The 13049-nt window shown below is 42.7% G+C and carries 15 protein-coding genes and 1 tRNA gene; 2 read left to right on the top strand and 14 right to left on the bottom strand.

Annotated features, from left to right (window positions below; all coding sequences use genetic code 11):
• Positions 1–22: 22 nt before the first annotated feature.
• On the bottom strand, positions 23–1396 hold the full coding sequence (locus tag AABI08_RS01015) for an RsmF rRNA methyltransferase first C-terminal domain-containing protein (protein ID WP_338343130.1): 1374 nt from the start codon (positions 1394–1396) through the stop codon (positions 23–25).
• A 49-nt stretch (positions 1397–1445) separates the two neighbouring features.
• The gene (gene map, locus AABI08_RS01010; protein WP_338343131.1) at positions 1446–2234 is read right to left on the bottom strand and encodes a type I methionyl aminopeptidase; all 789 of its coding nucleotides are present in this window, start codon (positions 2232–2234) and stop codon (positions 1446–1448) included.
• A 160-nt stretch (positions 2235–2394) separates the two neighbouring features.
• Here map and AABI08_RS01005 point away from each other — a divergent pair, with 160 nt between their 5' ends.
• Entirely contained in the window at positions 2395–2715 is a 321-nt protein-coding gene (locus AABI08_RS01005; protein WP_338343133.1) for a hypothetical protein, read from the top strand.
• A gap of 40 nt (positions 2716–2755) precedes the next feature.
• On the opposite strand, the gene AABI08_RS01000 is transcribed toward AABI08_RS01005, so the two are convergent.
• Positions 2756–4168 (bottom strand): D-alanyl-D-alanine carboxypeptidase family protein, encoded by a 1413-nt coding sequence (locus AABI08_RS01000; RefSeq protein ID WP_338343134.1) that lies wholly within the window; start codon positions 4166–4168, stop codon positions 2756–2758.
• 12 nt (positions 4169–4180) lie between these two features.
• Entirely contained in the window at positions 4181–4810 is a 630-nt protein-coding gene (upp, locus tag AABI08_RS00995; protein ID WP_338343135.1) for a uracil phosphoribosyltransferase, read from the bottom strand.
• Between the two features lie 159 nt (positions 4811–4969).
• On the opposite strand from upp, the gene AABI08_RS00990 reads away from it, so the two are divergent.
• Positions 4970–5042 (top strand) — tRNA-Arg (locus AABI08_RS00990).
• 347 nt (positions 5043–5389) lie between these two features.
• Here the strand turns inward: AABI08_RS00990 and AABI08_RS00985 are convergent.
• The 10 genes from AABI08_RS00985 to AABI08_RS00940 all read right to left on the bottom strand — a co-directional run bounded on the left by AABI08_RS00985 (position 5390) and on the right by AABI08_RS00940 (position 13047).
• Positions 5390–5947, bottom strand: a complete 558-nt coding sequence (locus AABI08_RS00985) for a PBECR4 domain-containing protein (RefSeq protein WP_338343136.1) — start codon at positions 5945–5947, stop codon at positions 5390–5392.
• Positions 5948–6202: 255 nt separating this feature from the next.
• Complete coding sequence (locus tag AABI08_RS00980; RefSeq protein WP_338343138.1) at positions 6203–7069, bottom strand: peptidoglycan amidohydrolase family protein; 867 nt, start codon at positions 7067–7069, stop codon at positions 6203–6205.
• Between the two features lie 40 nt (positions 7070–7109).
• Positions 7110–7421, bottom strand: a complete 312-nt coding sequence (locus AABI08_RS00975) for a phage holin (RefSeq protein ID WP_338343139.1) — start codon at positions 7419–7421, stop codon at positions 7110–7112.
• 27 nt (positions 7422–7448) lie between these two features.
• Positions 7449–7748, bottom strand: coding sequence for a hypothetical protein (locus AABI08_RS00970; RefSeq protein ID WP_338343140.1), 300 nt, complete (start codon positions 7746–7748; stop codon positions 7449–7451).
• A 44-nt stretch (positions 7749–7792) separates the two neighbouring features.
• Positions 7793–7924: an XkdX family protein gene (locus tag AABI08_RS00965; RefSeq protein WP_338343142.1), complete on the bottom strand. Its 132-nt coding sequence runs from the start codon at positions 7922–7924 to the stop codon at positions 7793–7795.
• Positions 7924–8298 carry a hypothetical protein gene (locus AABI08_RS00960; protein ID WP_338343143.1) on the bottom strand — a complete coding sequence of 125 codons (375 nt, stop codon included), beginning with the start codon at positions 8296–8298 and terminating at the stop codon, positions 7924–7926. The genes AABI08_RS00965 and AABI08_RS00960 overlap by 1 nt, the downstream gene beginning before the upstream one ends.
• A 12-nt stretch (positions 8299–8310) precedes the next feature.
• Positions 8311–9693: a BppU family phage baseplate upper protein gene (locus AABI08_RS00955; RefSeq protein WP_338343145.1), complete on the bottom strand. Its 1383-nt coding sequence runs from the start codon at positions 9691–9693 to the stop codon at positions 8311–8313.
• Positions 9677–10090: a hypothetical protein gene (locus AABI08_RS00950; RefSeq protein ID WP_338343146.1), complete on the bottom strand. Its 414-nt coding sequence runs from the start codon at positions 10088–10090 to the stop codon at positions 9677–9679. The genes AABI08_RS00955 and AABI08_RS00950 overlap by 17 nt, the downstream gene beginning before the upstream one ends.
• A 6-nt stretch (positions 10091–10096) precedes the next feature.
• Positions 10097–12220 carry a phage tail spike protein gene (locus AABI08_RS00945; RefSeq protein WP_338344078.1) on the bottom strand — a complete coding sequence of 708 codons (2124 nt, stop codon included), beginning with the start codon at positions 12218–12220 and terminating at the stop codon, positions 10097–10099.
• A gap of 35 nt (positions 12221–12255) precedes the next feature.
• Entirely contained in the window at positions 12256–13047 is a 792-nt protein-coding gene (locus AABI08_RS00940) for a distal tail protein Dit (protein ID WP_338343149.1), read from the bottom strand.
• Positions 13048–13049 lie beyond the last annotated feature (2 nt).

The raw sequence follows: 13049 nt of genomic DNA, 5'->3' as shown, positions 1-13049 counted from the left end.
CTCCCCCTCTGCCCCAAAAAAATCAGTAGCGCAATCCCTTAGGGAAAAAGTTCTTCAACTGGCCATTGACAAACTTAGCCCAGCCAAGTCCGTTACCATTGGCCGTCATCAACACAAAGCCCTTTTGCAGGTCTTCTTTTGTATTGATCACGTCGCCATGGATGTAGGTGGCCAAATCATCATGGGCATCAAGGTCATACACCTGCTTGCCCGCTTGGCTCGGATCAACCGCCAAAGCCAAAGCATGGTCCGGCTCAAACCGATTTTTCTTGAGAGTACCGAGGCACAAACCTGCTCGCAAAACCTTTGTTTTGCTCAAATCAGGACAGTCCACCGGCAACAAGAATACCCGATCACCAAACGTTCTTAACCGACTTTCATCAAGGTCAAAACCGGGCAATGATTCCTGAAAGAAATGTTCCATCAACGTCACATCGGCTTGAGACATCTTACTTGGCTTTTGTGCCTTGGGTGCCTTGACAGGACTTTCATCCTCCGCCAGTTCGGCCTTCTTCAACCGAGCCACAAAGTGACCTTCACCAGGCAAATCTTGTGGCCATAGACGGGCAGTTTTCGCTAAATCGGGGTTGCCATCAGCCCATTCGGGTCGTCCGGCCTGAATGCCAGACCCTACTGGCCGGTCAATGGCTTCGATGGTAAATTCTGGATAATGCTTGACCAACCAAGCGATGGTCTGCTCGTCCTCTTCTGGTGCAAAGGTACAAGTTGAATAAATCAGCTCACCACCAGGTCGGACCAGCTTCACCGCTGATTCCAAAATTTCATGCGAACGAATAGCACATTCGGTCGGATAATAAGTCGACCAATATTGGATGGCGTCATGGTCCTTACGAAACATCCCTTCACCCGAGCAAGGAGCATCAAGCAAGACCTTATCGAAGTATGCTGGTAAAGCTTTCGCTAGGTCACTAGCATCCATCGAAGAAACCACGGCATTTTTGACGCCAAAACGTTCAATATTTTCGGATAGAATTTTGGCTCGAGCGAAGAATATTTCATTCGTCCATAACAATCCCCGGCCGTTCAGTTGACTAGCAATATGGGTTGACTTCCCGCCAGGTGCGGCCGCCAAATCTAAAATTTTTTCACCCGGTTTGGCGTTAACCACCTCACCAACAAATTGGGCCGATGGCTCCTGTGAATAAACAAGACCGGTTAAATGATCGATCCCCTTGCCAGCTACTTGGCCAAAGTATCCCCACTGCCCATAGGGAACTTTTTTGTTAAGCGACAAGTCTCTTGGTGTCTGCTGGGCCTTCAATGGGTTAAGCCGAAAACCCTTCTGACCGGGTTCTTGGAGTGCCTGCAAAAAAGGCCCACTGGCACTCCCGAGCAGGTCTTGGTATTTATCAATAAAGGCTTGCGGTAAGTCCATTGGGCTCTCTTTCTTTTTACATGTGATTTGCACGGATCAACCAAAGTAATTACAAATACTTGGCATCCTCTACTTCATCTTGGCTAGTCAAAATCTTTGGACCGTCCTTGGTAATCGCCAAGGTATGCTCATATTGAGCTGACCATGAGCCGTCCAAAGTGCGAACCGTCCAACCATCTTCTGGTGTATCATCGGTTTCGACTTCCCAGCCACCCAAGTTGATCATTGGTTCAATGGTAATGACCATTCCTTCCTTGAGACGCAATCCATGTCCTGGCTTACCATAATGAGGAACCTGTGGATCTTCATGCATTGTTGGACCAACACCATGACCAATGTACTGGCGAACATCGCCATAGCCATTCTGATTTTCAGTGTAGTCCTGAATTGCCCAACCGATATCACCAATTCGGTTACCAACCACTGCCTGGTCAATGCCCAAGTACAGCGACTTCTTCGCAACTTCCATCAATTTTTTAACTTCGGGTGACACGTTGCCAACGGCGTATGTCCATGCTGAGTCTGAAACAGCCCCATCTAAGCCGACAACCGTATCAACCTTGACCAAATCACCGTCTTTTAATTTCAAGCCTTTACGAGGCAGACCATGGGCGACTTCGCTATTGACCGAAATCGTCGTTGCATACTTAAAGCCTTCAAAACCAATTTGCAATGGCACACCACCATGGTCCTCAATGTAAGCTTTACATTTTAACTCAATGTCCCAAGTATCCACGCCCGGCTTAATAAAGTCGCGCAACATCAAGTGCATTCCGGCAATAATTGCACCGGATTTCTTCATGGCCGCAATTTCTCGCGGTGACTTCAAACTAATCATCAGTTACCCCTTTTTCCAATGTTAAACTATTATCATTATATCATTTTCCGGGCCCTTTTGAGTCCCTGTCGCTTTTGACATTTTTTTGTAATATTGGTTGACAATCCTTAGTCACTTGTCGATAATGGAGCTAAGAATGACAAATAAAGGAGATACCGTTATGAAAAACTTTTTATTGGGCGCTTCCCTCTTTGGTAACGCCGCCCTCGCTTACCTTTTGTTGAAGGATGACGATCGAATGGCTGATTTGAAAAAGAAAGCCAACGAATTAACTGAAGCCGGTAAGGAAAAGGGTGAAGAACTCGTTGCCCTTGGCAAGCAAAAGGCCAGCGAACTTTCAGAAGCTGGTAAGCAAAAGGCCAATGAACTTTCAGAAACCGGCAAAGAAAAAGCAGAAGAAGCAAAGACTGCTGCCGATGATTCTTTGGATGAACAATTGGCCAAGTTAAAGCAACGTGCCGGTATTGACCAAGCAAATTAAGCAGTAAAAAAGGAGCCCGAAAAGGCTCCCTTTTTTATGCTTACCAGAACTTCAACCAGTGATAAATCCTTTGCCACCAGTGTCCAAGATGATAAGTTTGTTGATTAACTAATTGAAGTTTTTGTTCTTTTGAATTCACTTCCGGCAAGAACTTGGCCTTCAAGGTTGGCTGAACCGTCAAAACTGTTGCACCCTTCTTGGTAACGATCGACTGCAGACGACTTGGCCGTTGGTACCCAACTGCAGTTCGCCCCTTTGTTAACCAGAAAGTCCTGCTTTGCCCAACGACTAGGCTCTGGTGACCACCAGCCAAATTTTTATTCTTGAACTGGCTCTCTGTCACCGCCTGCCCCTTTTGATAGGTAACGGGCGTGTAGTGGTCAAGCACTTGGTTGACCACATCAACCGTATTTTGGTAGCGTTGCACCTGGTCCGTATAGCGACCGGCACCAGAAACCACCGTAATAAATTCATGACCATTTTGATCTTTGATTAAACCAGTCAAAGCACCACCTGATGCCGGTGTTGATCCAGTCTTCAATCCTTCAAAGGTCAAGTTTTTAGGATTTGAAAGTTTTGCCTTGATTTCCTGGTCAAATTTGGCCCCTTCAGTCAGCTTTATCTTAGTTTCATTTGCCGATGGATGGTACACTAAGCCCCGTTTTTCATAGTATGACCGAATAGTCGGATCTTCTCGAATCACTTGATAGGCCAAAATAGCGAGTTGTCGAATAGAAGCAGTGTTCTCTGCATCAGGATTAGCATCTTTAACCTGATAATCAGAGGCATCCTTGTTAACCTGACCCGCGGCGTTATACCACTTTGATCCAGTTAACTTCAGATCCTTCGCCCAGCCTTCAAGAGCCTGTTGCTGCGTCTGATTTTGTTCTTTGGCAAAATCAGCTAACGCCAAGGCTGCATCATTAGCACTTGAAGTAAACATCGCCGCAAAAAGTTCCTTTACGGCCAACTTCTGTCCAACCGAAATTTCTAGGTGGGAAAAAGTAGCATTATCCTTTTTAGACCAATCAGACTGCTGAGTAATCGTCACCAGACTATCCCAGGTAAAGCGTTTCTTTTTGATTCCTTGCAAAATGCCATAAGCAGTTAGCATCTTACTTTGCGAGGCAATCCCGATTTGCTTGTCCGCTCCCTTTTCGCCAAGGACCTGCCCTGTTTTCGCATCAATCACAATGGCATTTCTGGCAGCGACCTGCAGCGTCATTGGTAAGGCTGTCTGTGTTGGGCCAACCGATTGCGTTTGCACATTATTTTCTAGGGCAGCAACCGTCAAAATAATTGATAAAATCAGCACCAAAACAGCGCCAACCATCGCGACCTTTTTCTGAGTCGCCAAATTACCTAGGGTCTGATTTTGAAAAAGGGCCAAGCGGGAAGACGGTCGAACAAGGGCATCATCTTCATCATGTTTTTGCTTTCGTTTCCACATCATGTCATTAATTTTTTAGTGCGTACCGAAGAGACGGTCTCCTGCGTCCCCCAGACCAGGAACAATATAGCCATCCCCATTCAGCCCTTCATCAATCGAAGCCGTGTAGACATCAACATCAGGGTGGGCAGAGGTAACGGCTTGAATGCCTTCTGGTGATGAAACAAGGGTAATCAACTTAATCTGTTCAGCGCCCCGCTTCTTTAAGGCAGAAATAGCATCCTTAGCTGAGCCACCAGTTGCTAACATTGGGTCGACCAACAAAACTTCACGTTGATCAATATCTTCTGGTAACTTAATGAAGTATTCCACTGGTTCCAATGTCTTTTCATCGCGGTACATCCCAATATGGCCAACCTTGGCAGCTGGAATCAATTGCAAGATACCATCGACCATTCCCAAACCAGCCCGCAAAATTGGCACAACGGCCAATTTCTTACCAGCTAATTGTTTCTTAGTTGTTTCTTGAATTGGTGTTTTCACCCGAACTTCTTCCAGTGGCAAATCGCGACTGGCTTCATAGGTCAACAACATTGCCAATTCATCGACCAATGCCCGGAAGTCCTTTGTCCCCACCTTTTCATCACGAATGATTGTCAACTTGTGTTGAATCAATGGATGGTTTACTTCAACGACTTGTCCCATGATTGTAACTCGCTTTCCAAATAACTTTGAATTTAATTCATATTCATTATAGCAAAAACCAGGCACCCACTTAAATCTTTTTAAAATTGGATTCTCACGCCTATTCCATTCTGATTTAAATTGAAAGCCCCCCTCTTTTTTTGTATAATAATAGAGTTCGCGCTTATAGTTTAACGGGATAAAACGGGGACCTCCTAAGTCTTTGCTCCCAGTTCGAGTCTGGGTAGGCGCATACACGAACACTTATATATCAGCATTTACAGCTATTATGATACACTTTTGATACAGTGAACAAAAAAAACGCCTAATGTATTAAGTTAAATTAGGTGTTTTTTGTTGTCATATGGAAGCCGACACAACAGTGCCCACATGCTCATTATAACAAAAAATAGCCAAGCTATCTGCTCGGCTATCTCTTGGACGATTTTAGTTATTTACTGGATTAATTATATCATAAAAAAAGACGGGTGCACTTCTGCGTTTTCCCTGTCAATTTCCGCGATAGACCTCGTAAGGTTTGTACCGCTCTCTTCTAAATTATAGCATATAAAAATCCTTAAAATTAGCAAAAAGAAAATTCTAACGAATCCATTTCATTGATTTTATTTCTGTTAATCTTCGTTCTGTAAAAACATTAGGTGTTCTTCGAACATGAAGAGTAGCGGGAACATAATACCCCTTATTATTTGGAGAAAATCCTATTAACACCATCTTTTTCTTTCGTTCATCTAAATAATCATAAATAAGAAATTCAACATTTCCAAGACGTGGTGGACGAATATCCCTAGTTATAACCATTAATTGTGATGAATTACTTTTGAATACTTCATTTAAAAAACAATGATACTTCAGCCTATCCTTAATTTTGTCTCCAAAAGATGGATCTTTTTTAATATCGTCTAGTGTTAAGTCACCAGATTTGATTAATTCAATAAATTGACTAGCCGACCGCCTTTTCGATAAATACTGAAAACCAATAAGATGCGGGACATCTAAAATATCAAAGTTAATTATTACATTTTGGAGTGGTTTAAAATTAGTTGTAATTTCTACTGTGTGGCCGTGATAATCACGTTCATAGTCATCAACAATTTCTTTTAATGTATTCAATTCTAAGTAATCAAAGGATTTATACACTTACTTATTCCCCAAAAAAAATGCTCGGGATTTAATACCCGAGCAACAATATGTACGCTGGCGTACCGTCAGGCGTCACGGTAGGGACATACGATGATGTATATGGCCCAATCATCAGGCTTCCATTTTTGCCAGTCTAAAAATGGTGGGTTCAAACAAGACGGAAATCAGGAATTAAGTCTTGTTCGTGACTAAATTATATCACACTATTTACTATTTTCAATTTTTTATATGTACGCCCCGAAGGGCATTTGATCAATAGTGGGCCCAGAACTTATCGGCATCGTACCAGATACGTCCGTAACCAGAAATGTAGTCAATTCCAACAGCGTTCTCTGCTTCGTCATACTCATCAATCGCGCCTGAGCTGTATGGTGCTTTGAATCGAGCTGTGTCGCCAGGTTGGAAGTTAACATTGCCATTAGCATTCTCAAGGACACGACATGGGATACCATTATCTGTCCAATCGAATGGCAATTTGGCCAATTCATCAACCCGAACTTGCCAGATTTTATTAATCTGCTGAACATCTTGAATCGTAAACCAGCCATCTAGCACGTACTTATCTTTTCCATCTTTAAACTTCTGGATTGAAGTCTTAGAAGTTGATGTTGTTTGTGCTGGTTGAGCAGTTGGAGTGCTTGCACCTTGTCCTCCATTATAGTGGTAAAAATGATACTCAGGCTTACCATCAAGAGCCCAGTAGTAATCGTGCCCCAATTCGACCACAGCGCCATTCTTAGCGCCTAATGTGTAGTAGCAGGCACTAATCTGGTTGTCTGCTGAGGTAAAGATACCAGTGTGAGAGTTGCCTCCCGCACCCGAACCATAGTTAGCACCCCAGATATAGATGTCCCCTGCTTGCACGTGGTCGCCATCAACTTCGACAAAGCCTGCGTTGGCCAAGTCGGTTGGCAATGTACCTGTGTAGTGCGAGCGAGACAAGTATGAATCATCAATCGCACCAGCTACATTTAATAGATGATAAACGAATCCAGAACAATCGAAATAGGTTGTCCCGTCTGCTTGCTTGCCATCTCGCTTATCCCAGTCCATTGAGTAGGTCGCCCGTCCAATGTAACTGCGTGCCTCAGCTAGTGCTGTATTTTCGTTATATGCCATTATTTTCCTCCATTAAAAAAAGCACTCAAATGAGTGCTTGTTACTTGCCCAAGGCGTTCAACTTAGCAACCGCCTGTTCGACCACGGCCGAAACCTGCTCGGCTGAGAAATTCTTAGACATCTTGTTAGCCTGGATACGCTGTGCAACCAAAGCCATTGCCTGTTGCTTCTTATCAGGTCCAGTCGCTTGACTTGCCTCGGCCATTGAGACCGCTTGGTCAGCCCATGTCAGCAACATTTGCAAGTTGCCGTTCTTGGTCTTAGTCTTAAGCAATGTCACAGCGCTATGAGCCAAGTAACCCAAGAATGGCGTGAGAATCGTTGCGAGTGCTGTTAGCAAATTTGTGTCCATAATTTCCTCCAAATAAAAAAGCCAACATCAGTCGGCTGTGTGTGTGATTTCTTGTAGAACTGCAATTTGAGTATCATGCTTAGATACTCGTGTCTCTAATGTTTCGACATCTACTCGAATTCCCTTGATAGTTTCATCTAGGCTATCGATACTCTTTGTCAGCCGTTCGTTGTGGTAATTAGTGCTATCAACCAGCTTTTCAAGCTCTCGCTTTAAGCTAGAAGATAGATTGCGTTTAATTGCCTGGTAACAGCTATAACACGTACCACCGACAATTATTGATGTCTGGATAATTCCTGTCCAGTCGCCTGCACTTAGTCCGAACATTGCGCCTCCTTTATAACTTAATTATATTCATGCATATATGTTCTTTAGTATGAGTAAATAACACCAGTGATTTGCTGATATTGGTCCGCTGTGATAATCTCTCCGACTACCCAATTCTTAAGGCTATCGTTGTTCTCAATGCCCATTTCATACCAATTTTTTAAAATGTCGAACATCACTTAGCCTCCTTTTCAAGAGCCGATACTCGTTGTGACAATGCAATGTTTTGTTTCAACAGCTGATTAGCAATCGTGTTTAGTTGCTGTTGATTGGAATCAACAACCGTTGACTGATTAGCCTTTTGTTCTTTTAAAAATTCATCATAGGTTTTACCAGTCCAAGAATTCGTGTTTGGACTCCATATGGGGTCAATTAATCCTGATGGCTCAACATCTGTTGAGTTCTCAACCTTCTCATGAACGGCCCCAGGAATGAAAGCATAGGTCTGTGGGTCGTATTTGAAGTACCACTTACTATAATCAACTGTTTGATGCTCTGTTGTTGCCGTTGGTTGAGCTTCCTGTGTTGCCGTTTGTGATTCATCTGCCATTTTTTACCTCCTTTACCATGGAAAACTATCATTCGTTGCAAAAAGTACTGTTCCAAGAGCATCAGATGGGCTTATACCAGCATCTCGATTACTTGAACGATTGTAAAAGCTACCATCCGTTCCGACAATAATATCCAAGATGTCATAATCAATTCTCAGCCAAAGCGTTGAATTGCGGATTGGCCTAAACCCGTTTGGCAATGTTGGCCCAACGCCATTCCAAGATGGCCAATGAGCCAAATGGCCATTCAAAGTAACAATTACTAAGTTATTAACCCGATTAGCCTCATAAGTAATGTTATATTGTGGCAAGCTCCCAGAAGTCGTATAGATATTTTGGCCACCCGTCGTCTTTAATTGGCCAAAAATAGTAACATCCTGATGAGCGAAAAGCGGGCCATTCACATCAAGTTTATTTGTTACCGTGTCTCCGCCTAGATTTGTAGATCCTTTTACAGTTAAACTGCCCCAATTTAAAGTGTTATACAAATCAACAGAGCCATTTAGCCAAGCATGGCCTTGAACAACAAAATTTTTATTTGCAGTAGTAGTACTGTTAATTTCCAGGGGGCCGTTAACCTGTAAATCACTTGTATAAGTCTTACCTGCTAATACTGCCTGCCCTGTCATTTCCATTCGATTAATAGTGGCGTCTTGGTCAACGTATAACATCTTTTTTGCTGTTAGATAATCAGTGACTTCTAGCCCTTTAATCAACTGTGCAAAACTAGGTGGAAGAGAATTTGCAATATCTGCTGTTCCAGCCGTGTCGGCCTTAGCATGGATAACACCGGTATTCAACAACTGATTGATGTTGCTAGCTTTAGCGTTTGCATCGTTGTACTTATTTGTAATGTCAGTGTTGTAATTCTGGGCCATAGCGACCAAATTGTCTGAGGCCTGCTTAACTAGTCCAGTAGCATTGTCTGTTTTCACTTGAACATCCGCCAATTGATCAGATAACTCTTTGCGAACAACGGCCACGATCCCATCAACAACAGTGATATAGTCGCCTGCTTGTTCAGCATTTAAATCTACTGCTTCAAGCACCGACACTTTAAATGAAGCTGTTGAACCAGTTGAATCGCCTGTCGTGATTTCAAAATATGAGTTCTTGAAATTACCCATATCTTGTCCCCACTGCTTAGGTGGTCGATAATCAATCACACCATTAAGTGCATCAACTTTTGTGATGTTAGAGTCGATAATTTTATGGTCCGCTGATGTCGTTCCTAAATAAACAACGTCAGCATTCGTCAAATCAGTTGGCTCGCCATTACTAGTGATTGTTACTCGTAACGTCTGATAATTCCCGTCTCCTTGTCGTAACAAGATTTTAGGATTTTGAATGTCAGACTTTGATGTGTCTAAATTTAAGTTAATCGTTTTGCTCACTATATCCTCCTTCCTCTAAGGCCTCTAGCAAGTTGTCATAGGCATTCGCCTCTGTTCCTGCTAGTGCCTTATCGTAATTATCAAGAGCATGATATAGGCCACTAAATTGGCCTTCAACACGCTCACTAAAGATAGACTTTTCAACTTTCACATCAGCCAACTCTTTTTGAACTGTTAACTGTGCTTCATTATTTGGAAAGCCTACAACGTTGCCCTTCTCATCAATGGTTGCTCCATTATCAGCAATGATTTTCTTCTCATCTTTGGCCAATTCAACCATGACTTCTCCAATCGAACCCAATAACTTGGTCCGATGTCGTGACACTCGGCCAGACAATTCAGCCCGATCTAAGAAATTAGCAATATCATTCAATTTTGAGTTTTCAATTTTGATCATAAGCACCTATATAATTACATAATCGCTAACAGAGCCATCATTACTTATTTCAGTCGGTATTTTAATCTGCTTACCTTCTGATTTATAAACACCAATGGCAAATAAAAATGATGAAACATCATTATCTCCAAAGTACATTCCACTGTGAAAATAAGCGTTCGCATTAAAAGTAGTCACATCTTGAAAAAAGAACCCAGGATCTTGATTCGATAATCCTTGCCGATACCAACCGAATTTAACTGGATAATTTCCATTTGGGTCATCTTTATTTTTAGCAGCTAGGCCAAAATAATCTGCATCTGAATTAAGGTTAATTGTCAGCCCTAATTTATTGGAATCAGAAACCAAATTGTTTCGACCGATAAAGCCAAGACTACGATTGTTCCAATTGAACCCCATACCGTAATTATCAAAAACAGTCTTTAAATTAGTAGAACTAATTTGCATACCGTCATTGTTAATTGAAACTGACTGATAATTACCATTCCAATTCGACTGGATAAACTGTGATACGTTGCCGATAAGGCTGTTAACATTCAAATTGATAACGTTAATCTGGCTGGCATCAATTTGGCCACCTTTAATGAAATTAGCCGACAAATGGCCAGTGCTAATATTATTGGCATCAAGATTCAGCACGTTGACACGGTCGGCATCAATAATTCCCTGTTGCAACCGATTAGCATCAGTAATGCCATTGAACTTAACCCAAGTTGAACCAGAATATGAATACATAGCCACGCCATTCTTCTCGTTGACATCATCCTTATACCAGGTATCGCCCTGTTGCGGGTTAGTAGGCGTGTCGGGCCCACGATAGACCGTATGGTCGCCATTTAATTCAGCGCTATTCTTCTTCCATTGTGAATCAGTTTGAGCACTTAAAACCCAAGCGTTGCCATCATAGTAGTACAGCTCAGTATCGCCATTAGGAAGTGACTTGTACCAAACATTACCCTGTCTGGGGTTGTTAGGCGCTACTGGGCTGTAAGTGGTGTCATTGTGTCCACCGTGGGTAAACGTCCAGGCAAGGCCATTTGAGACCGCTGAGGCGTTACTTGAAATAGAAGAGATGGTACTAGTGAGGCTGTTTGAGCTCAAATCATCTCCGAGTTTCAAGCTCGAATTTTCCGGCCGAACCAGATCTACTGACACTTCAAATACCCGTGTCTTATACGACAAGTTGCGGTCATTGTGCATAATCAAGACTGTATCGCCTAATCCAAGTCCACCAGTCTCAGCTACTGTGGCTGAATACTGCACAGATGGATGGTTGCTGGCCATCAATTCACGATAAGCTGTGTTAATCAGCTCATTTGTGTCATCAATGTTGTCATAGGTCTTAATCAAGAGGCGTTCGTTGCCATCAATGTGGCCATATTCTTCTGTTGCGACAGGGTCAACCAGAATCACATCACCACTAGGCTTATCCAATGGATCTCCCTTGGCCTTCGACCAAACAATATCTTGGATGTTGATACGTCGACCATAACCATCAGGACTATCGCCTTGTCCCTCGCTGACCTGTTCGCCCTTTCCTCGTGGCAAAATTGCTGTGTAAACACTTGAATTGTCGCCCGTGCGGTCAACGTTTAACAGGTTATCGCCATGAACAAATACTTTGGAAGTATCCTTTCCCTGCTGATACAGGTAGTCCATATAGCGACCAGTAATCTTGTTTCCAGTAATCGACGCATAAAAAACAACCTCTCCGCCTAGGCCTTGTGTGACCGTGTTAATGGCTTCGAGATTGCTGATGTAGTAGAAATTAGTCTGGAGATTGCCTGGAACGTTGACTTGTCCTAATTGCCATGGTGAACCGCTGAGCGCAACGCTCATCAAGTCATTAGCACTTGCTCCGTTAGGAAAGCGCCTATCTTTGATATAAGTGTACGTACCTAATTCTTGGTAAGCCAATTCATAGAAAGAATAGTCAACACTGTTCTCGTTGTCCTTAATAGTCATTAATCGCAATAACAAGAACTGGCCATCTTTCAGTGGATGTTCTAACCCCAGATAGCGTACCTTTTTATCAAGTGACTTTTCGGGTGGCAAGGAGATGTTCAACTTAGCAGCCTGATTGATTTTTAAGTCCAGAGTACCTTCTGTTAAATCAGACTTTTCAATCATTTGAACGACTTCTTGCCGTTTATCAAAGAGATAGATCATAACAGTTTGACACGGTATTTAACCGTGATTTCCGTTGCCTGCGAGCAACGTACTTGTACTCCTTTCACAATTTTGGCTTCAAAGATATTGGTCTTGGTAATATCAATCGTGTTCAGAACACTATTACCATTGCTAGTCAGCGTTCGATTATTGATGTCTAAAACCAATGTTGAACCAACTTGGAATGAACCATTCAGGGTCATGTTCCAATCGTTGCCAATAGTCATCACAACCTGATTAGTCGTTGAACCAATCTGAGCCGTGATAGTGTCCACGTTTTGGTCATACAACAACTGTGGGTCATTGATATACACAACGTTTGAACCGCTCACAACTTTTGTTTGTCCATGGCGGTATGGATCACTGCACGTAATCTCAATCGTTCCTTGAACAGACAATGAACCTGGGTCGGCGTTCTCTAACTTTGTTACTGTGCCAATTCTTGAAAATTCTGGCTCGTCAGCAAAATAAAATTCTTTCTCTTCTCCTTGCAAAAGATACTTCAAGCGAGTAAACGCTCGGTTAAAGTCCTCTGTGTCGTTAGCGAGCAAGAAATATTTCACTGTAATAGTGTTCTTATCGAGCTTTGAACTCAAAAAGTAGTCGCCATCGCTTCGACTATCAACCGTGTTCAATTTCCGAGTGTAACCGTCACGACCATCAACGTTGACCGTCAAGAATTCAGGTATTTCACTCTCGATGTTGACCCCATTGAATGTCAAAGACTCAATCGACTTTTCCAAGGGCGCTGAGGTCGTTTTATTTAGATCTTTGAAATCGTAATTCATAG

The organism is Fructobacillus evanidus (genome assembly GCF_963580165.1).
Taxonomy (GTDB): domain Bacteria; phylum Bacillota; class Bacilli; order Lactobacillales; family Lactobacillaceae; genus Fructobacillus; species Fructobacillus evanidus.
This window is presented reverse-complemented; position numbering and strand designations above follow the sequence as displayed.

Bases quoted from the DNA above. Each gene is read 5' to 3' on its own strand.
- AABI08_RS00940 (WP_338343149.1), bottom strand. From the start codon at position 13,047: ATGAATTACGATTTCAAAGATCTAAATAAAACGACCTCAGCGCCCTTG.
- AABI08_RS00980 (WP_338343138.1), bottom strand. From the start codon at position 7,069: ATGGCATATAACGAAAATACAGCACTAGCTGAGGCACGCAGTTACATT.
- AABI08_RS00950 (WP_338343146.1), bottom strand. From the start codon at position 10,090: ATGATCAAAATTGAAAACTCAAAATTGAATGATATTGCTAATTTCTTA.
- AABI08_RS00960 (WP_338343143.1), bottom strand. From the start codon at position 8,298: ATGGCAGATGAATCACAAACGGCAACACAGGAAGCTCAACCAACGGCA.
- AABI08_RS01005 (WP_338343133.1), top strand. From the start codon at position 2,395: ATGAAAAACTTTTTATTGGGCGCTTCCCTCTTTGGTAACGCCGCCCTC.
- upp (WP_338343135.1), bottom strand. From the start codon at position 4,810: ATGGGACAAGTCGTTGAAGTAAACCATCCATTGATTCAACACAAGTTG.
- AABI08_RS01000 (WP_338343134.1), bottom strand. From the start codon at position 4,168: ATGATGTGGAAACGAAAGCAAAAACATGATGAAGATGATGCCCTTGTT.
- map (WP_338343131.1), bottom strand. From the start codon at position 2,234: ATGATTAGTTTGAAGTCACCGCGAGAAATTGCGGCCATGAAGAAATCC.
- AABI08_RS01015 (WP_338343130.1), bottom strand. From the start codon at position 1,396: ATGGACTTACCGCAAGCCTTTATTGATAAATACCAAGACCTGCTCGGG.
- AABI08_RS00975 (WP_338343139.1), bottom strand. From the start codon at position 7,421: ATGGACACAAATTTGCTAACAGCACTCGCAACGATTCTCACGCCATTC.
- AABI08_RS00965 (WP_338343142.1), bottom strand. From the start codon at position 7,924: ATGTTCGACATTTTAAAAAATTGGTATGAAATGGGCATTGAGAACAAC.
- AABI08_RS00970 (WP_338343140.1), bottom strand. From the start codon at position 7,748: ATGTTCGGACTAAGTGCAGGCGACTGGACAGGAATTATCCAGACATCA.
- AABI08_RS00945 (WP_338344078.1), bottom strand. From the start codon at position 12,220: ATGATTGAAAAGTCTGATTTAACAGAAGGTACTCTGGACTTAAAAATC.